At 41.9% G+C, this 19,416-nt stretch carries 16 protein-coding genes; 1 reads left to right on the forward strand and 15 read right to left on the reverse strand.

The genetic code is table 11. From position 1 onward, the window contains the following. Window positions 1–194: 194 nt before the first annotated feature. The 8 genes from DCK90_RS01220 to DCK90_RS01255 form a co-directional block, all read right to left on the reverse strand. Window positions 195–1,949 carry a hypothetical protein gene (locus tag DCK90_RS01220; protein ID WP_108244348.1) on the reverse strand — a complete coding sequence of 585 codons (1,755 nt, stop codon included), beginning with the start codon at window positions 1,947–1,949 and terminating at the stop codon, window positions 195–197. Then, window positions 1,942–4,170: a tryptophan-rich sensory protein gene (locus tag DCK90_RS01225; RefSeq protein ID WP_108244349.1), complete on the reverse strand. Its 2,229-nt coding sequence runs from the start codon at window positions 4,168–4,170 to the stop codon at window positions 1,942–1,944. Before DCK90_RS01225 ends, DCK90_RS01220 begins: the two co-directional genes overlap by 8 nt. Beyond that, complete coding sequence (locus DCK90_RS01230) at window positions 4,167–5,444, reverse strand: BatA domain-containing protein (RefSeq protein ID WP_108244350.1); 1,278 nt, start codon at window positions 5,442–5,444, stop codon at window positions 4,167–4,169. The genes DCK90_RS01225 and DCK90_RS01230 overlap by 4 nt, the downstream gene beginning before the upstream one ends. After that, a complete protein-coding gene (locus DCK90_RS01235) occupies window positions 5,445–6,344 on the reverse strand; it encodes a DUF58 domain-containing protein (protein ID WP_108244351.1) in 900 nt (299 codons plus the stop codon). After that, complete coding sequence (locus tag DCK90_RS01240; RefSeq protein ID WP_108244352.1) at window positions 6,344–7,348, reverse strand: AAA family ATPase; 1,005 nt, start codon at window positions 7,346–7,348, stop codon at window positions 6,344–6,346. The genes DCK90_RS01235 and DCK90_RS01240 overlap by 1 nt, the downstream gene beginning before the upstream one ends. Window positions 7,349–7,358: 10 nt before the next feature. After that, the gene (locus tag DCK90_RS01245) at window positions 7,359–7,979 is read right to left on the reverse strand and encodes a DUF4159 domain-containing protein (protein ID WP_108244449.1); all 621 of its coding nucleotides are present in this window, start codon (window positions 7,977–7,979) and stop codon (window positions 7,359–7,361) included. 92 nt (window positions 7,980–8,071) lie between these two features. After that, window positions 8,072–9,388 carry a TldD/PmbA family protein gene (locus DCK90_RS01250; RefSeq protein ID WP_108244353.1) on the reverse strand — a complete coding sequence of 439 codons (1,317 nt, stop codon included), beginning with the start codon at window positions 9,386–9,388 and terminating at the stop codon, window positions 8,072–8,074. Between the two features lie 27 nt (window positions 9,389–9,415). After that, window positions 9,416–11,056, reverse strand: a complete 1,641-nt coding sequence (locus tag DCK90_RS01255; protein WP_108244354.1) for a TldD/PmbA family protein — start codon at window positions 11,054–11,056, stop codon at window positions 9,416–9,418. Window positions 11,057–11,428: 372 nt separating this feature from the next. On the opposite strand from DCK90_RS01255, the gene cls reads away from it, so the two are divergent. Continuing rightward, on the forward strand, window positions 11,429–12,835 hold the full coding sequence (gene cls / locus DCK90_RS01260; RefSeq protein ID WP_108244450.1) for a cardiolipin synthase: 1,407 nt from the start codon (window positions 11,429–11,431) through the stop codon (window positions 12,833–12,835). On the opposite strand, the gene DCK90_RS01265 is transcribed toward cls, so the two are convergent. The 7 genes from DCK90_RS01265 to DCK90_RS01295 all read right to left on the reverse strand — a co-directional run bounded on the left by DCK90_RS01265 (window position 12,830) and on the right by DCK90_RS01295 (window position 19,408). Next, entirely contained in the window at window positions 12,830–13,837 is a 1,008-nt protein-coding gene (locus DCK90_RS01265) for a 2-hydroxyacid dehydrogenase (protein ID WP_108244355.1), read from the reverse strand. The two genes, cls and DCK90_RS01265, sit on opposite strands and share 6 nt — an antisense overlap. An 18-nt stretch (window positions 13,838–13,855) precedes the next feature. Then, window positions 13,856–14,299, reverse strand: coding sequence for a hypothetical protein (locus DCK90_RS01270; RefSeq protein WP_108244451.1), 444 nt, complete (start codon window positions 14,297–14,299; stop codon window positions 13,856–13,858). A gap of 121 nt (window positions 14,300–14,420) precedes the next feature. After that, on the reverse strand, window positions 14,421–14,837 hold the full coding sequence (locus DCK90_RS01275) for a hypothetical protein (RefSeq protein WP_108244452.1): 417 nt from the start codon (window positions 14,835–14,837) through the stop codon (window positions 14,421–14,423). A gap of 138 nt (window positions 14,838–14,975) precedes the next feature. Further along, entirely contained in the window at window positions 14,976–15,818 is an 843-nt protein-coding gene (locus tag DCK90_RS01280) for a universal stress protein (RefSeq protein ID WP_108244356.1), read from the reverse strand. A 113-nt stretch (window positions 15,819–15,931) separates the two neighbouring features. After that, complete coding sequence (locus DCK90_RS01285; RefSeq protein WP_108244357.1) at window positions 15,932–16,765, reverse strand: universal stress protein; 834 nt, start codon at window positions 16,763–16,765, stop codon at window positions 15,932–15,934. An 89-nt stretch (window positions 16,766–16,854) separates the two neighbouring features. After that, window positions 16,855–17,901 carry a response regulator gene (locus DCK90_RS01290; RefSeq protein WP_108244358.1) on the reverse strand — a complete coding sequence of 349 codons (1,047 nt, stop codon included), beginning with the start codon at window positions 17,899–17,901 and terminating at the stop codon, window positions 16,855–16,857. Then, entirely contained in the window at window positions 17,879–19,408 is a 1,530-nt protein-coding gene (locus tag DCK90_RS01295) for a sensor histidine kinase (RefSeq protein ID WP_317046395.1), read from the reverse strand. The genes DCK90_RS01290 and DCK90_RS01295 overlap by 23 nt, the downstream gene beginning before the upstream one ends. Window positions 19,409–19,416: the final 8 nt, after the last annotated feature.

The raw sequence follows: 19,416 nt of genomic DNA on the forward strand, positions 1-19,416 counted from the left end.
TGGATAGTGCTTGGTTATTTAACTGCGGTATCAAATCTATCCAAAGAAGAAAACGTGAGGAATCTTATGTTGTAGAAGGCTTACAAAATGTTGCAAACCATACGTATACTGGTGTTTAGAACTATTCTAAATCGGTGAAATTCCTTTAAAAACTAGGGTTTCATTATGTTGGAACATCAAAAAACAACACCAGATCAGTACGATAATTTAGGCTCCAACCATAACCAACCCAGCGATAAAAGAAGTACAAAATAGAACCAAAATGGTGCTATGGTTTGCAGTTCTTTTTTTGAGGCCGATGCCGAATCATCAAAAGTGCTGTTTGAAACAAATTTTTGATAATTGGCATTCCTTAATTGGGTTTGATGGATGTTTTGAAGTTGACCGTCATCATACACAAAATATAACCATGGCGAAATGGAGTCATTGGCAATTTGAAGCTGGTTCCATCCCGTTTTTCTAGGATACACCGTACCCGTGAATTTACCCGGTATCAAAATATCTTGAAGCAACGGAATTCTAGCGCCTTCTTCCGTGGTAATCTCAACATCCGTTAGCAAGGTTTGTAATTCAAACTCAAAGGGCTCATCCAATCTTGGAATTTGGGTAAGTGACTTCCATTCTACCACAGTTTCCTGCTCCCGTGTTATATTATTGAGTATTTTGGTCCAGATTCGGGTATAAAGTGCTTCTTGACCATCCAATAGCAATTGATAGGTGTTTTGAAGCAAGGTTGTACCCACTTTTCCTTTTTGCACCGGTATATATGATGCAACGGTGGCGGAATCCAATAAAATCTCTTGGGTACGCAAGTTTTCTTGGAATGCGTAAGGATATTTTGGCAAGGTTCGCACGGGCTGACCCAATTCGGTTTCGGTCACATAGTCCCGATTGAACCTGAACGGGGATTGACTTTCCGAAAGCCTGAACAAACCTTCATCAGCCTGGACAAAAATTCCAAGACCTTCTGAAGCAGAAATCTCTTCCATCGCTTCTTTTGAGGCACGTCCCAAACCGGTGTACGAATCCGTATCGATAATCAACAAGTCATAATCCTTCAAGTTTTCAGAAGTGAAGCCATAAATGGTGCCCGATGCTCCATTGAAATACTCAAACTTGTATTTGCCCTTGGTGAGTTGTGTCCGAGCCAAAACTTCATGTCCTTTTTCCGTTAAGAAGTTTTTTAGGTATTTGGTCTCGAAGGTGGGGAACGTATTGACCATTAAAATTTTTAGGGGTCTTCCCTCCTTTACTTGTATGGGTATAGGTTCGTTGGATACAACCTGTCCATCTTGGTCTTGCTCCATAAGATGATACACAAACTGTCCGCTGGCCTTGGGTTCGGCACTAAGTTGTATCAACTGACTTTCCGTTTCTTCCAAAGGGATGGAATCCAAAGGATTACCTCCATTATCGGCCAATACGGCCCAATTTCCGGCTACAGGATTGGCATAAGTAGCGCTAAGTTCCAAAGGTTCTCCCAAAATCAGTTCACTCTTGTTGGAGATATCCTGCCCCCCCTGATTGGCATCGCCTCCCAAAAAAGCGACCGACTTATGCTCTACCTGCCAAAAATCAAATGGTTCCATTCCATGTCCCAACAGAAAAATGGAATCCACCTCCGTTAAAAGGAACAATGTTCGTCCTTTTGTATATTCTTCGGTTTTGATGCGTTTGTAGATTGATTTTAAACTATCCAGCTGCGAAGAGCGATACCCATCTGTCAACACAATTCCCTTGCCGCGCACAGATTCTTGATAGGTACTTGGTTTCAATATAATCATGGAGAGCGATACGATGGCCAGAAATGATGCGATCATTTTCACAAAAAACCGTTGTTCTTTTCGTTGTGACCATTCCTTCCACACAAAAACCGCCATCAGGACCAGACCTACGATGATCACGGGCCAAAAAAGATTCTGGTTCAAAAACACCATGCCATCATTCATAAACGCCCAATTCCTTTAAGTACAACAAATTGATTTCACTATCATACCTAGTCTTTTTCATAGGAATGTCCTCCATTGGGGGCAAAACAGATAAAAGCCCTTTTTGTACTTCCATATAGTTTTCCTTGGACCTATTGGCAGCCTTTTCCAAATCGCGCAGTCCCTGTAGAACTTTAATGTATTTTAAGGGTTGCGAAATGGCCTTTTGCGCCAGTTCGTTTCCGGCATCAACAAAAAGCGCACTGTCATTGGCATCAAATGTTTTTTTCCCTTGGCTGAGAGTTTCCAAACGGGAGATGGCCTGCCTTGTTGATGCAAAGGACTTTTGATACTCGAATTCCTGTCGCTTATCGTAATTGGTGATATTTTCAACATCTCCGCTCAACCTATTTTCTTCTTTGATGGGTGGAGGGTCAAAACCAATCCGATGGACATAGATCCGCGCACTGTTTTTAATTTCTTGTATGATGGCCAGTGCATCGTACTGGAACGGCAATGACTTTTCTGGCTCGTATAGACGTAGATGAAGTTCTGCATCCCACATAATGTTCAAGGCATCACGAAGCTTTGCTTTCAAGGATTTCTCGAACAAGGTGGATTCTTCGGGATCCGAGTGGTTGTGGAGATAATCATGAAGCGGGTCCTCCTCCTCTTCGGTTTCCTCGTTTTCATGGCCATGTTCTTCCACTAAATTATGCTCGTTATCGCTATCGTGCTTGTGGCTGTACTCATCCAGCAAATCGGCTTCCCCTTCTTCAGAACCATGGTCCGCTTCGCCCTGCTCGTGGGACACCGCTCCGGCCGCCGCCTGCATTTCGGTCTCGTCCCCCATAAACTGACCGTATTTTAAGCGCAGCTGTTTCTGGTCAAATCCAAGTTCGTTGCTCCTAAATTTGAAGTCCTTTTCAGAGATATTGGGTTTCTCGGCAATCAGTTTCTCGGTGTCGATGATCAATTGCCGCTGACTCCTAAAATAGTCGGGCATTAGGTCTACCCCTAAATTGCCTTCTACTGCGAACATATCGGTCACAGTATCGCGGATTACCGCAAAGTAGGTCTCGCTGCGCGCAACGTTTGGCGAAGGTGTTTTTTGGTCCAATGCCTCCACATAAAAATAGAGCTCATCACCCGGGTCCATTTTTAGGGCGTCCAAATCCAAAGGTTGCTGTAATTCCATTTGTTTGTTGCCCTTTGGAATGGTTTTGGTAAAGCGAATGGTCTCTTCCCTAAACTTTACGGATTCACCAGAGCCTTTGCTCACTGTAGCTATGATATAGGCATCATCAATTCCAAAATCGTCAGAAATGTTAGCGTTGAGCATCAATCGTTCGTCGTCATCAAACTCAAAATAGCTGTAACTGTCCAATCCTTCAATCTGGACCAGGGGAGGTTCATCCTTGACCATTTCCAAAGAATACAGATCACTTACATAATCGTTTCCGTTGGCATCTTTAAAAGTAAAACTATAAAATCCGGATGCTTCCAAATTCTTGGTCAGTTGATAAGATGCATCCCGTTTTGTAAAATCAATCCGTTCTCCCATCAAGTCCATCCGAACGGCTTGCACATTACCGTCAAATTCCAAATTCCATATGAGATTGGAACCCTGTACGGCCTTAATGTTGGGGTCCGTGGTGTTCAAAATCGATTTTCTGGTGTAGTTTGGATATTGAACAGTGATCGTGGTTTTGATCAACTCTGGAATTTTTGTGGCACTGGATAAACTGTCCTTTGGTGCAAAAGTGATTTGCTTCTTCGTTGAAGAATTACCTCCCGGTGAACCTCCATATCTTGTCAAAATAAAACCACCTGCGAGGCCTAAAAGAATCAAACCGAACATAACCAAAGTCGCCTTAAAAATGTTGTGCGGCGGTTTCAATCGGGACAAAACCGGCTCTAACTGCGATGCTACCCTAAACTGCTGCAATTTGGACAAATCGGATAGCTCGTTAGAGGGCGACAATAAAAGTCCACTACTAAATCCCGCTTGGGGCAAATGTGCATCGATATAGTCCACTGCATTTTTGGAACTGATGCTCCATGGTTTTAGAACAAATAAAGCAATCCCGGCAGATACCATAAAGCCAATGATCCCGTAAAACAGATTATGGGTAAGTAGGTAAACAAAGCCACCGAATCCAATTGCGTACAGAAGCGCCTCCATATATTTGGATTGCTGCCATCGCTTTTGAAACCGTTCTATAGATGCCGCTCCCATCATTGTTTTTTATAGTTTGATAACACCCGTTCCACAATCATCAGCACGGCAAGGATTCCAAATACCCAGAGAGAAATATCCAAAAAGGACGCTCTTTCCCTTTTTCGCTTAGGTTCCACGTAATTCGGTTTGAGTTGTGACTCATCCAATTGACGCACATCGGCACTCGCCAATAAATTCTTAACATCCTCATCCAAATCCAATATTTGCAACAATTGCTCCGGTAAACGTTGTTCCAGCGTATTTTTTGGGTTCAGCCTTGATGTTAGATAAAATACATTTTTCTCCTTCCCGGATTCAATCAATTCATCAGCCAATGGATTTTCCTGATACACTAATTGTTTACCATACGATTGACCGTTCTGTGCAGTACCCAAAACAATGTTCAAATCGGCTTGATTACTCATTGAATCATCTTGTTTGTGAATACGTATTTCCTGTTTCAAAAATGTAGATAATGCCTTGAAAGATGCTTCGATATAGCTTCCTTCCCGTTCAAATTCCTTTTCCACAAACATATTAACATGAAGGGTGTCCAACTTTCTTACTGGAATAATTTGCGGAGCATCAGAAAGTAGTCGAAGGCTGTCGCCCTCGGCAATAATCTCAAAACCATCAACCAAAGGTTGCCTTTTAATTTGCGTTGCCGAACTATTACTGGAAGCTGTCACCAATTCCACTCCGGAATCACGCATAAGGGCCATCAAAGGTTGGGACAGGGTCTCTTCCGAATCCATGACCACCCAATGGATTTTCTTTTGGGTATTGGGCCGCATCGACCGGAAACCTTTTGCCAATGCTTTGGCGAAGACCACCACACTATCCGAACTTAAAGAATCCATTTTTTGCACCAATTGCCAATAGTTGGCCTGTTTCCCATCCATTTGATAATCCCGGTCCGCCACCCAATCTGGAAAACCATCTGCTAACAGGAGAACCTGTGAACTCTCTTGTACACTGTCCAATATTTTACTGATTGACGCATCGTTGGCAAGGCTAGCTTCCACAAAGTAGATGACTTGCTTCCTATCTCCTTTGGTTCGCCATTGGGGACCGGCCATCAATACCACCACCAAGGCAACAACCAACATTCGTAGCAATAACAACAGCCACTCGTTCAATTGGATGCTGCTGGATTGCCTTGAATTGGATTCATCCAATAACTGAATGCTTCCAATTTTAATGGTCTTGGCTTCCTTCTTGCTCCATAAATGGATGGCCAAGGGAACTAAAAGTCCCAAAAGTGCCCACAGATATGACGGATTTGCAAAAACCATTTACACCAGTCGTATTCGTTCCTTTAAAAAGAGCTGTAAAGCATCACCAAGGTCATTGTCCATCCGGAACAGATGATAATGAACTCCTTGGGAGAGCAATTGCTCTTTGGTTTGATTTATTTTCTCCTCCAAGGTTTTCAAATAGGCAACCTTGGCCTTGTTAACGTCCACTTTAACCTTGGCCCCAGTCTCCAAATCCTCAAATGTGACGGATTTTTTGAAATCAAAATCCATTTCACTGCCCGACATAATTTGAAGCACCACTACTTCATTGTGTGCCGTTTTCAAATTCTTCACAAAGTCGGACAGTTCCGACACATCCTCGTACATATCGGTCAAGAAAAAAACCAGTTCTTTTTCTCCCCTATTGTGAATCCTTCTGGAAGCAATGGAAAGTTCCGGCCATTTCCCTTTGGTGGAGATGTTCAACAATTCCAACAACAAACGGTTAAAGTGTTTTTGGTCAGCTTTCGGGTAAATGCTGACAAAATCATCTTCATTGAGGGCAAAAAGCCCTACGGAGTCTCCCTGTTTTTGGGCCATGTGGGACAAACAGGCTACCATGACACGGGCAAACTCCAATTTGGAAATCCCCTGTTCTTCGTGCTCCATGGACGCGCTGGCATCCACAATGAATTTAACGGTAACATGGCTCTCCACTTCGGATTGTTTGATGTAGTACCGACCTGAACGTGCCAACATTTTCCAATCGAGCAGTCGAAGGTCGTCCCCAGGTTCGTACCCCCTATATTGACTGAATTCCATGCCAGGACCCACGCTCTTGCTCCGATGTAGACCGGAGGTATAGCCTTCCACCACAATACGCGAAATCAGGCTAAGGCCCGATACGGTATTGATGACTTCAGGTTTTAAAAGGTCGTGGTAGTCCCTTGAGGCCATTATCTATCTTTTAATTGAATTGCCTTCAATATCTCTTTTGTAACCGTGTCCGAGGTGATTCCTTCGGCATCAGCCCTAAAGTTTACGAGCACCCTGTGACGCAAAACGGGCAAGGCAACGGTTTGCAAATCTTCCAAACCAACGGCCAATCTACCCTCCAAAAGCGAATTGGCCTTGGCCGTCAATATCATGGCCTGTCCCGCACGTGGACCAGCTCCCCAGTCCACCCATTGCTTCACGTAGTCCACCGAGGTAGTATCCGGGCGGGTAGCGCGTATAACATCGCTTACATATTGTATGAGTCCATCACTGATGGATACCTCACGTACCAACTGCTGTAACCTCACAATATCTTCTCCCGACAATACTTTGTTTAGTTGGGCTTTTTTGGTTCCCGTAGTAGCCTTTAAAATTTGGGTTTCCTCATCGTCGGTGGGATAGCCTATTTTGATGTAGAGCAAAAATCTATCCTGTTGTGCTTCCGGCAATACAAAGGTTCCCGATTGTTCAATGGGGTTTTGCGTAGCGAGAATGAAAAAGGGTTTATCCAAAGGATAAGTTTTGTCTCCATAGGTCACCTCAAACTCCTGCATGGCCTCCAAAAGGGCGGCCTGCGTTTTAGGGGGCGTTCGGTTGATCTCATCCGCCAAAATAATATTGGAAAAAATTGGCCCCTTGTTGAACTTGAAGAATTTTTTGCCCGTGGTATGGTCTTCTTCCAATATCTCGGTTCCGATAATATCCGATGGCATTAAATCGGGCGTAAATTGTATCCGTTTGAATTTTAAATCGATAGCGTTAGAAAGTGTCCGGATCATTAAGGTCTTGGCCAACCCCGGAACTCCTTCCAGCAGGGCATGTCCGCCTGCAAGAAAAGTAATGAGCAGTTGTGACACGGTATCTTCTTGGCCAATGATTACTTTGCCAATTTCTTTTTTAAGGGCGGTCAGCTTTTCGGAGAGCCCTTCTACTTCATTTGCTATTTGTTGTAGTTCTTTATCCAAATTAGTTCCATTAAGAGGTTAAAGCATATAACACAATATTCACCCCGAACCGGGTATTGTCAATTTTGTACCAGCGTTTGTTTCTAAAATCATAGTCCCATTCGCAACCATAATCCTTGTTGCTATAGAGCACCCCGATTCTTCCATTGATCACGATTGCCTTGAGGTATTCGTGCACAAGGTCGTCTCCCCAGCCGTTCAGTTCTTGTGAAGTGGTAGGCGGACCATCATCAAATTCAAAGAAAATGGTGTAGATCTCATGGTCGTTAGGAATCTTCTGAAGTTCACCCGGACCGAATATTTCTTCCATTTGCCTTTCGAACGATTTGGCAAACAGCCCATCTATATCATGGTTGCAATCGTCCGCAAATACAAAACCGCCATTGCGTACATATTTTTCAAAGTTCTCGCGTTCCTTTTTAGTGAATTGGACCAATTTATGCCCGGAAATATAGCAGAACGGACTTTTAAAAATATCGTCGCTAGCTAGCGTAATGATTTTTTCTTGGGTATCCACTTTTAGCGTGGTGTACTCCACTAGAGAATTCAGTAAATTGGAAGGCATGCGCTGGTCCACATCCCAATCTCCTGATTCATATTGCAATCGTGTAAAAAAGAATTCGTTATCCAATGCCATTTGGGTGGTAGGCTAAAAAATCATTGTCAAAATAAAAACTGGCAATCAAGGATAACCTGACCACCAGTTTGTTTTGATTCTTCTGTTTATACCGCGTCCGAAAGACTGGTGAACGTAAAGTCACGAATCTTCATGTAGGGTATTAAATTTCCGTTGACACGAACTTGTTCCCCAAGAGATTCCAAATTATTAAGCATAATGATCGGGCTCTCGTTAAACCTGAAGTTTTTAACAGGGAACTTGATTTGTCCGTTCTCGATATAGAACGTTCCGTCCCTTGTCAATCCAGTATATAATAAGGTTTGTGGGTCCACACTTCGGATATACCAAAAACGGGTTACCAAAATACCTTTTTTGGTGCCTTTGATCATATCCTCGAAGCTTTCATCGCCACCTTCCATAATAGCGTTGCTTGGAAATGGAACTGGTTCCACGCCTTTTTGTTCTGCCCAATAGCGATCGTATGCCAAATTTTTAACAACTCCGTTCTCTATCCAACTCGTTTTTTTGAGTGGCTGCCCAGCACCGTTCCAAGTGGATGTCGGCACATCTGGGTTTAAAGGGTCGGACCAAATATTTACACGCTCGTCCACTATTTTTTGACCGAGTTTGGTCCCTCCGTCTTTGGCAGACATAAAACTCCTGCCTTCATCTGCAGATCTTGCATCAAAAGAACGGAACATGTTTCTTAGTAAATCTGATGCTGCTGCCGGTTCCAAGATTACGGTATATTTTCCAGGTTCTATGGCACGTGCCTCTCTAGACATCACCGCCTTGTCTATCGCTACTTTTGATGCTTCGGAAGCATCGAACTTATTGATATCGTTATAATCCCTGGTCACCCAACCGGAGCCTGTACCGTCGTTGGTACGCATGGTTACCGTAAAGTCTACATCGGTGGATTGGTTGTAAGCGAAGAGCCCGTTGGAGTTGATCATCGCAGAAAATTCTGCGGAATCATCTAAAAACCCGGCCGCAGTAACATCTTTCTCTGCCGCAGGAACAATACTTTTACTGGCCACCTCTGCCCTGTACTCAGGGGTAATATTAGCGGTAGATTCCTTGTAGGTGATGGCCTCATCATAAGTTTGTGGGCCTAAAGGCGCCATAAACTCGGGATTTTCAGGTGATAACTGAGCTAGTTCTTCTGCCCTTCTAACCACTTTTTCAAGTGATGCATCATCAAACTCATCGATTGTTGCAGTACCTACTTTTTTTCCAAAACTGGATTGTACCGCCAAACTCTGTGTAGATCTATATCCTGCTGTGGATACGGTATTTCTAGCATATCGGATATTACCGCTATTACTTCCACTTAGGTTTATTTCGCAGGCATCGGCCTTGGAGAAACTCAAGGCTTTCTCCAAAATCTTTTTTGCTTCTTCTTTAGTATATATAGCCATTGTCTTATTATTTAATTTGAATAAACCTTAAATGGTCCTACCTGTATTGATTACGTTGATTCCGTTAAATCTTGATGTGGAACTACCGTGAGAAACGGCACTAACCTGCGATGGCTGTCCTTTTCCATCAAAGAAAGAACCGAACAACCTATAGTCGTCCTTATCACATATTTTAGCACAGGAATTCCAGAATTCTTGGGTATTTGATTGATATGCTACATCTTCTAGCATACCCACTATCTCGCCATTCTTGATTTCATAGAACAAGGTTCCTCCAAATTGGAAGTTGTAACGTTGTTGGTCAATGGAGTAAGAACCTCGGCCCAAAATGTAGATTCCTTTTTCCACATCTTTGATCATATCCTGCAATGAATATTTCTCCTTCCCTGGCTCCAATGAAACGTTTGGCATTCGCTGGAACTGCACATCTTCCCAACTTTGGGCGTAGCAGCATCCGTGCGATTCGTTTTGGTCGATCATATGAACTTGATCCCGGATGGCTTGGTAATTCACCAAGGTTCCATTTCTGATCAAATCCCATTTCTTGGTCTTTACGCCTTCATCATCATAACCAACGGCACCTAAAGAACCTTCTTGGGTCTTATCGGCCACGATATTCACGATATCGCTACCATAGTTAAAGTCTTTTGACTCCCATTTGTCCAAAGTAGCAAAACTGGTACCGGCATAGTTTGCTTCGTAGCCCAGTACTCGGTCTAATTCCAATGGGTGTCCTACAGATTCGTGGATGGTCAATCCAAGGTGGTTTGGTTCTAGTACCAAATCATATTTACCTGCCTCTACGGATTTTGCGGAGAGTTTTTCCTTGGCCTGTTTTGCGGCCATGGTAGCATCTTCAACAATATCGTAGCTTCTATTGTATAGTTTGATACCTTCCGGACCTTGAAGTTTTTCAGATTCCAGACCGTCCATATATTCGTAGCCCATGCCCATAGGAGCACTCAAGGCCTGACGGCTTCTGAACTTACCTTCTGCACGGTCGATTGCGGTAACGTTGAAAGTTGGCCAAATTCGGTGCACATCCTGATCAATATAAGAACCGTCGGTAGAAGCGAAATACTTTTGTTCGTTCACCATAAAAAGGGCGGAATTCACAAAATTGGCTCCATTTTCCATAGCGGCAGCGTTTGCACTCAAAAGCAAATCTACCTTTTCGGAGATAGGCACTTCTTTAAAGTCCTTTTTTATTGGTGTTTTCCAAGATACCTCTCCATGTCCTTGAACCGGTGCCAGAACAACAGGTTCTTTTTGAATCTTTGAGTTGGCCTTGGCAATGGAAACCGCATGCTGTGTAGCTTTTTTGATTCCTTCTTCGGTCACATCATTGGTAGAGGAAAAACCCCAAGTGCCATTGGCAATAACACGGATTCCAATACCAAATGATTCAGTGTTCACCACATTTTGGACCTTATCCTCACGGGTAAAAACATACTGGTTCAGATATCTTCCAATTCTGGCATCTGCATAGGTGGCCCCCATGGACTTTGCCGTATTCAGGGCGACATCCGCCATTTTCTTTTTAAGAACGGTGTCCATACCTGGTTCGAGCAATGCCTCCGCAGGGATATCATTTCCCAGAAGAAGCGAGGGCATCATCATAGCCCCTGCACCCATACCAGCGTACTGTACAAAATCTCTTCTTTTCATTTTGATTAGTTATTTGATTTATTTTGAGTTATTAATAGGTAAGAACATTTTTTATAAGATGATGGGATTAAGTCCATCCGTTTTAAAATTAAACAGCGTACCCTTAGCTTTATGTTAATTTTAACCTAAAATCCTTGAACAACAGTCTATAGGCCCCGAACGACCTAGCATAATTACGGATACCTTAATATCTGGCATTGTTTATTCATGACTATACAACCAAATTAACAAGCTAGGTACAAGGTTTATCCTACAATGGCATTGACCATTGTATCTGTATTGATTTTCCATATTTTGTTACAGCACATTCCAAATTGATTAGAATGTTTCGATAATCTTATCTTTGAAACAAACGTGGATTATATGGACCACATGCTCATACCTATCCTCATTGTGCTCTACATTCTGGTTGCACTGACCATGGTTGTTAGCTTGTTGTTAAATGGAGTGAGGCCCAGCAAGACATTGGCTTGGATGTTGGCCATCTTTACCATTCCCGTAGCAGGTGTCCTGCTCTATATTCTGTTTGGCAGGAACAGGAGAAGGTCCAAGATGTTTTCCTTGAAAAATCAGTTTGATCCTATCAAACCGTTGGAAAACATAAATTGTAATCTCCAGATTTCTGACGATAAACTCAAAATAACCCATTTGATCAACAAAACAACCCATTGCGGCATAACCTGCCATAACGATCTAGAGTTGTTGAAGGATGGAAAAATCACCTTTGAACGCATCTTTGAGGCTATAGAAGGGGCAAAAGAGCACATTCATTTACAATATTACATTTTTGAAGATGGGGAACTTGCCGATAGACTTCTAGATGTTTTTGAAAGGAAGGTGGCCAATAACGTTACCATAAGGTTGCTCTACGATGGTATCGGCAGTTATTCACTTAGTAAAAAATACCTTAAAAAACTCAAGGATATAGGTGTTGAAACAGCACAGTTTCTTCCCTTTAAGTTTGGAAGATTTCTGGCTTCATTAAACTATCGGAACCATAGGAAAATAATCGTGATCGACAATAAAATAGGGTTTACGGGAGGCATCAATATTTCGGACAAGTATCTTAAGGGCGACCAAGCATTGGGAAAATGGCACGATACCCATTTAAAAATAGAAGGTGAGGCGGTTGACTTTTTGAACCGATTATTTATCACGGACTGGTTTTTGGCCAGTGGCAATAAAGTGGATGCTACCAATTTTAAAATCCATGCAATCCATAAGCGTAAAACTTCACTTCAAATTGTACCCAGTGGTCCGGACGATGATTTTGATGTAATGGAACAGGTCTATTTTTCCATTATCAATAGCTCTCAAAAATACCTCTACATCGTAAATCCGTACATAATTCCTAACCATGCCATATTGCAGGCACTCATGACGGCAGCTTTGAGTGGTGTAGATGTGAGGATACTAATGTCTACCACCACCGATATCAAATTGGTGGACTGGTGTGTTAGGGCCTATTTTGAGTCATACTTAAAAGCGGGCATTAAAATATATTTATATGCAGATGGCTTTTTGCACAGTAAGGTGATGTTGTGCGACGACGAGATTGCCAGCATAGGAACGGCTAATTTGGACAATAGGAGTTTGCAACAAAATTATGAAGCACAAGTGTTTGTTTATGACAGTGACTTATGCAAAAGAATGAAATCAGATTTTTTAAAGGATTGTGAAAAATCTTTGATTTTGAACGACTACAACAAATACAAGGAAAGGCCTTGGAACCAAAAGTTGATTCAGGGCTTTGCCAAATTATTGAGTCCGCTACTATAAGGTAACCGTTTCAAAACCCAGTTCATTTTTACAGATTTTTCCTTCTTCCCAACAGTCCAAATTATACATTGTGGTCTCGGCAATCCTCAACAAGGCCTCTTTGGTGGCAAATGCATGATGTGGGGTTAGAATCACATTGGGCATTTCTATTAGTTGCTTTAGGAGGTCGTCGGTGATGCCCGTTTTTCTGTTATCCTTGTAGAAAACACCTCTTTCATACTCGTATACATCGGTGGCATACCCTCCAAGGTGTCCTCCTTTCAGCACCTCAACAAGGTCTTCTGTTTTTACAATGCCACCGCGCGCCGTATTGACCAACAGTGCTCCTTCCTTCATGGCCAAGAACATGGGTTCATGTAGTATATGGTGGGTTTCGTAGTTCAACGGTACATTGATGGTGATAATGTCCGACCTTCTGCATAATTCATCCAAAGGAAGGTATTCCAGATCATAATGATTTTCCAAATAAGGATTACGATGCAGGTCATTTGCCACAACTTTGCATCCAAAGGCATGGAATATTTTCACCAAAATAGAGCCGATTCTACCCGTTCCAAAAATACCGACTGTTTTTCCGTTGAGGTCGAACCCCATTAAATTGTCCAATGTAAAATCGTATTGCTTTACTTGGGCATTGGCCTGAATCAACTTCCGGTTGAGTGCCAATGTCAAGGCTATGGTATGTTCAGCAATGGCGTGTGGGGAATATTCCGGAGCATAGGCTACTTTCAACCCGATACGTTTGGCAGATTTTACACCTATGTTGTTATAGCCCGTAGATCGTAGGGTAATGTACTTGACGCCAAGGTCGTGGAGTATTTCCAGTACTACCAGACTGGCATCATCGTTCGAAAAAATACAAACGGCATCGTAACCTGCGGCCATTACCGCCGTTGTGGAATCCAAGGCCTCGGGCACAAATACCATTTTATGCCTGCCTGCGTTCAATTTCTCCAAGTTTTTTATCTCAAAATCCTTGGCACTGAAAACCAATACTTTCATAAGTGTTCCTGACTCAATTTAATTCAACAATCTTTTTTGTTTTCTGTGCTTGATCACTTTGGATATAATATCGAACATGAGGTTCTTGGTGTGCCTGTACCTTATAAAATAATCGGATACATCCATGGACAAATCGTTGTGGGTATCCAGATAGGCTGCTTCCATTTTTTCTTGATTAATATCATCTACCATGATCTGGAGCTGATTTTCATGCAATTGCACCCTTTTGAACAAGTCCACCAAATCCTTTTCGGATTGGTTCAAGGATTGCACCAGGGGCTGTACGCTTTTGAACATATCCGAATCAATAATGTCCAATGTATAATCCTTCACCATGGTATTCAGAAATTTTTGCTCGTCTCTGGCAAATTTCAATTCAGAAAACCACTTCTTTGATTCCTCGTGTAGCTCCTCTGCACTGAACCACTCTTTAAGCCTCCTTTTGTTTGATTTTGTTTCCATAACGGTAATTTGAAGATTGTTACATGTCATGCATTGCCAAATTCCTGGCCAATCAAAAATAGACCACAATCATTTGATGTATAATGATTTAAATCATATCAAACGATGATTATCTGGATTATCAATTTCGACCGTCCTTTCCAAAGGATTTTTTAACCAATGCCTTTATCTGGTTCTCGGTCATACTGTCCGCAGTCTCTTTCTTCTTTACTTTTTCGGCTATACGGGAATGCCTTGTTTTTAGGGCGTCCAAAAACTTATCCGGCGTTTCGGCAGGGCCAAAAATGACTATTTCGTCAGCATCTGAAACTTGCTCGGCTATCTCTTCAAAGTATTTTTTTAATTGATGTTTCTCCCTTTCAAGATATTTGCTGTCCTGCACCACATCCTGTGGACCCCATTTAGTTTTGGAACGCGCACCTCCTTTGGGGTTAAAAAAATCAAGCTCTGAGGAAATATTAAAAAAACTTTCCTTGTTATTGTTAAGTACCACTCCTTTGGCTTCTTGCTTATCCATCCATATCCCTACTTGTTTCATACCATCATCCTTTTTAATTATAATTCCTTTTAACATGGATGTTCTTCTCCCTTAACCAGTATATCGGTTTTGCTATAAAATACAAGGATTCATACTTCTCTACAATGATTTATATCACTTTGATGGGGATTATTTTACTCAACTGGTATAAGGAAGTATCATAAAAGGGACTTTGCTGTACAGACCTATTTTTTTGATGACAGGTTCCAAAAAAAGACGCTCCAAAAATGAATGTTTGTTCTTTACCATGACCAGCAATTCAATAGATTGTTTTTCCTGAAAGGCATTGATGGCCGCTATCAGTTCTTGGTCGGGCAGGTCGTAGAATTCATGGTTGTGTTCCAACAGTTTTCCTTCCAATCCTACTTTTTGGTTTACTTGTACTTCATCGAGTCCTTCTGGTGAGGATATATGCAATATATGCAACTTGGAATGCTCTAGCTTGGAGAATTTGAGCAGAAAATCCAGATGGGCCTTTTGGTAATCCACTTCATAATCGGTAGGAAACAAGATGTTTCTTGGCGGTTCATATTCAAAATCGTTTGGAATCACCAAAACAGGTACTGCAGATTTTTGGATTACCTGAACCGTATTGGAGCCAAAGAGAATTTCCATAGCACCTGTGGCTCCTTGTGTTCCCATCACAATAAAATCGATACCCTCTTTATGGGAAATGGAATCCATCTCTTCTGCCAGTGTGTTAAAAGCGGCATGGGACACAAAAGTATGCTTGGCGGGATTGGACAGGGGCCTGATTGCTTTTATGGTATCTTGCAGAGCTTCCTCTGCACTATTTCTTTGAACATCCGGTAATCCCAACTGTCCAGGGCTGCCCAGTGTATAATCCACTCTGTAAATGGGCGGTGTGTATGTATGCACTAAATAAAACCTGCATGTATGGTTATGCAATAACTTCAAGGCATAGGCAATGGCATGGAACGCATTTTCAGAAAAATCGGTGGGCAATACGACTTTGATCATTACTCAGTTGATTTTAAGATACTAATCATATCAAAGTTACACAAGCTTTCCCAGTCCTGATATGATTTGCATCACATGGTTTCCAAAAAATCAAAAGTATAATCTTCCACCCCTTATTCATGTATCACATAGAAGGGTATTTTTGTATGAAAACTGATTTGTTCCACAATGGAATCGAACAAAACCTGTTGTATAAAATTGATATTCTTGGCCACCATGAACATCATATCAATTTCCCGGCTTTCCACAAAACATTGAATGGCAGACTTCACTTTTTTATTGGTAATGGTGTGAAAGCTATGACCTTCTTGGAGGGTTTCCTTTATAAAGTCCAAAAGATATTCTTTATTGTTCTTTTGTTCCTCGGTCAGGTGGTCGCCCTCCTGTATTGCATGCATAATACGAAATTGCGACTTGCCCAGCTTCACCATTTCCATCATAGGTCGAAGGATTTTTAAAGAATAGAAAATGTTCAAGTCTGTGGGAAAGGCAATTTCCCTGGGTTTGGAGATTTCAACATCCTCGGGGACCACTAAGGTATTGCATTGGACTTTGGTGATGACATCTCCAGTATGGGTTCCCACTACCTTTTCCTTGATGCCCGATGCTCCCTTGGTCCCTATCACAATAAGGTCGATATTGTTTTCCTGTAGATGCTTTTTAATGGTGGGGATAAAAAACCCATATTCGTGCAAAGGGAAAAAGAAATGATTGGCCTCCAAACTGTGCTCCCTTGTTTCCTTGACCAGTTCAGTCAGTTCCTTTTTGGTGCTTTCGGTGACCTTATCGGTTCTTAGGTAAAGTCCAGCATCGTTTTTTGTATCTAGGAGCGTACCAACATAGAGCAAATAGAAGTTGCATTCCAAAGAGCTGAACAGCATCTGTGCATACTTGAGTGCCCTGATGGAGTTCTGGGAAAAGTCGGTCGGTACCAGAATATTCTTCATTATGTCATAAATTGTGGGCACAAGTTTATCATTCACAAAAAAATAAGGAATGATAAATATCACTTACACTATTTATGACATTGATTTAGTTAATGTACCTGCTCCAGAGCCTCCTTGTCGAGTACCAAAATGTTTCTATTTTCGATGGCAATAAGTCCTTCTTGTTTAAAATCCGACAACGTTCGTATTAAACTCTCCGTTGCAATGCCAGCAACGCCCGCCAAGTCGCTTCGCGTAATTTTTAAGGCCTGTTGCTTATCCCTGTTTATTGCTTTGGAAAACAGCAAAAGCGTTTGCGCCGTTTTTTTTCTCACCGAACTGTATGCCATTTGCAACAACTGCTTTTTTATTTCGGTGAGGTTGCCGGCAATAACATCCATCAATTCCAGGGAAATGCTTTTATTGTCCTCTATAATGGCCTTGACTTTTTCTTTGGATATACCCGCAAGTTCCACATCATCGATGGCAATGGCATATTCCTGATATGGTAGATGGTCGGTCAATGAAGTAAACCCCAGAAAATCGTCCTCGGCGTATATGGAGGTAATCAATTCCTTTCCTTCTTCATCCAGACTACAACCTTTGACGACGCCTTTTAGGATAAGGAATACCATGTTTGAATGGTCTCCGCTATTATAGATGACCTCGTCTTTTTTAAAAGAGAACTGTTCTCCATGATCATCAAAGAAGTTTTTCAGTTCGTTCAAGGTACGAATCTCATCCTCCCTTACTTGTTCTGGCCGTTCTTTGAGCAAGGTATCCATTTGTTTTGCCTTCTCTAAGCGGCACTCAATGGCAGACAAAAGTTCCTCTTCTTCAAATGGTTTGGTCAAATAATCATCGGCACCAAGGTTCATGCCCCTTCTCACATCCTGTTTTTCGGTTTTGGCAGAAACAAAAATAAACGGGATATGTCGTGTGCTTTTGTCAGATGATAATTCTTCCAAGACCCCATATCCGTCCAGTTCGGGCATCATAATATCACAAAGCACCAAATCGGGAAGTTCCTTTTTTGCCATATCCACAGCTATTCTTCCATTTGATGCAGAACACACATTAAAACCAGACAATTCCAACAATTCTGCTACATTTTCGCGTAGCGAAATGTCATCTTCAACCAGTAAAATTTTTTTCATTTTCCTTGTTATTTATTGGTATGAACAGAGTGAACGTAGAACCTGTCCCCATTTCACTCTTAAAGGTTACATTAGCGTTTAGGTTGTTCATATGTTGCCGCACAATATTGAGGCCTATTCCCGTCCCTTGAACGGTAAGCACATTGGTGGCCCTAAAATATCTGTCAAAAATAAATGGCTGGTCCTCGAGTGGTATTCCAAAACCATTATCCACAACATCAATTTTCAATTGGTCATTTTCTTGGGATACCCTTAATTCAATATCTGAATGCTCAGGAGAATACTTTATGGCATTGTGAACTAAATTGGAAAGGGCCAACCCCATAATTTTTTCATCAAATTCTACTACAATCCCATCGATATCCCTTGGATACTGTATCCGTTGGCCTTCTTTTAAGAGCATATTGGCGTCGTACACCACCTCATTTATCAACTTGCTCAGCGGAAAGGAGGTCATGGAATAATTTACCTTACCAAGGTCCAAACGCTCTATGGAAAGAAAATCGGTAAGTATATTATCCAGATACCTTACCTTGGATTTAATGGTTATAATGTGTTTGTCCCGCTTTTCCTGCTGTTCCGATGTAGTGTATTTTTTCAAAAGGGATGTTGAGGTCAAAATACTGGAAAGCGGTGTTTTAAACTCATGGGACACCAAGGAAAGAAATTTGGTCTTGAGCTCGTTGAGCTTTTTCTCGGCCTGTAGCGCCTCCCTTAATTGTTGAGTTCGTTCCTCTACGGTATTTTCCAGTTGCTGTGTGTAATTTTTCCTCTCGGTAATGTCCAGAACAATCGCTACACATACCCTTCTTTTCCCAATAAAGGAGAGTTGAAGGTGTACCTCAACCGGATATAGGGAACCGTCCTTTCTTTGATGGATGGTTTCAAAAATCACCTTTTCCTTTCGTCCCGAGAGCAGTGGCGATATCAAACGTTCCAACACATCCTTAGTGACCTCTGGTTTAATATCCATTACGGACATCTTGCCCAAATCCTGCATATTGTACCCCAAATTCATTTGGGCACCACGGTTCACATTGATAAAAATAAAAGATTCCGCATCGAACACATAGATTTCGTTCAGCGACTCATCAAAAATCTGGAACCAATAATCTATGGTCTGTTCGGCCTTCTTTTTTTCAGTGATATCCATGATCAGGGCCAAAACATATTGTTTTTCTTGAATCTTGAACGGGTTAAGGCTTATTTCCAATGGGAACTCTTCCCCACCTTTGCGGATTCCAACCAAGTCCAACCCTTTTCCCATTTGTCTGGCCTTGCCCTCGCCCATAAATTTATCGGCCAGTTTGCCATGTTTGTGCTTTGCACGTTGTGGAATTAAAATGTCCAAAGGTTTGCCGATAAGCTCTCCCTCCTTATAATCGAACATTTTATTGGCGGCCTTATTGCTCGCAGTAATTTGCTGTTGGGCATTGACAATGACTATGCCCTCGGAGATAACCTCCGAAAACATACCCAAGACGTTACTTTCTTCGAATGTTTTCAAAACAATTA

It is taken from the genome of Muricauda brasiliensis, assembly GCF_003057865.1.
Taxonomy (GTDB): domain Bacteria; phylum Bacteroidota; class Bacteroidia; order Flavobacteriales; family Flavobacteriaceae; genus Flagellimonas; species Flagellimonas chongwuensis.

Coding starts and splice junctions, on each gene's coding strand:
- DCK90_RS01270 (WP_108244451.1), bottom strand. CDS start 14,299: ATGGAAACAAAATCAAACAAAAGGAGGCTTAAAGAGTGGTTCAGTGCA.
- DCK90_RS01250 (WP_108244353.1), bottom strand. CDS start 9,388: ATGGCTATATATACTAAAGAAGAAGCAAAAAAGATTTTGGAGAAAGCC.
- DCK90_RS01275 (WP_108244452.1), bottom strand. CDS start 14,837: ATGAAACAAGTAGGGATATGGATGGATAAGCAAGAAGCCAAAGGAGTG.
- DCK90_RS01220 (WP_108244348.1), bottom strand. CDS start 1,949: ATGAATGATGGCATGGTGTTTTTGAACCAGAATCTTTTTTGGCCCGTG.
- DCK90_RS01255 (WP_108244354.1), bottom strand. CDS start 11,056: ATGAAAAGAAGAGATTTTGTACAGTACGCTGGTATGGGTGCAGGGGCT.
- DCK90_RS01280 (WP_108244356.1), bottom strand. CDS start 15,818: ATGATCAAAGTCGTATTGCCCACCGATTTTTCTGAAAATGCGTTCCAT.
- DCK90_RS01265 (WP_108244355.1), bottom strand. CDS start 13,837: ATGAAAGTATTGGTTTTCAGTGCCAAGGATTTTGAGATAAAAAACTTG.
- DCK90_RS01230 (WP_108244350.1), bottom strand. CDS start 5,444: ATGGTTTTTGCAAATCCGTCATATCTGTGGGCACTTTTGGGACTTTTA.
- DCK90_RS01235 (WP_108244351.1), bottom strand. CDS start 6,344: ATGGCCTCAAGGGACTACCACGACCTTTTAAAACCTGAAGTCATCAAT.
- cls (WP_108244450.1), top strand. CDS start 11,429: ATGCTCATACCTATCCTCATTGTGCTCTACATTCTGGTTGCACTGACC.
- DCK90_RS01225 (WP_108244349.1), bottom strand. CDS start 4,170: ATGATGGGAGCGGCATCTATAGAACGGTTTCAAAAGCGATGGCAGCAA.
- DCK90_RS01290 (WP_108244358.1), bottom strand. CDS start 17,901: ATGAAAAAAATTTTACTGGTTGAAGATGACATTTCGCTACGCGAAAAT.
- DCK90_RS01285 (WP_108244357.1), bottom strand. CDS start 16,765: ATGAAGAATATTCTGGTACCGACCGACTTTTCCCAGAACTCCATCAGG.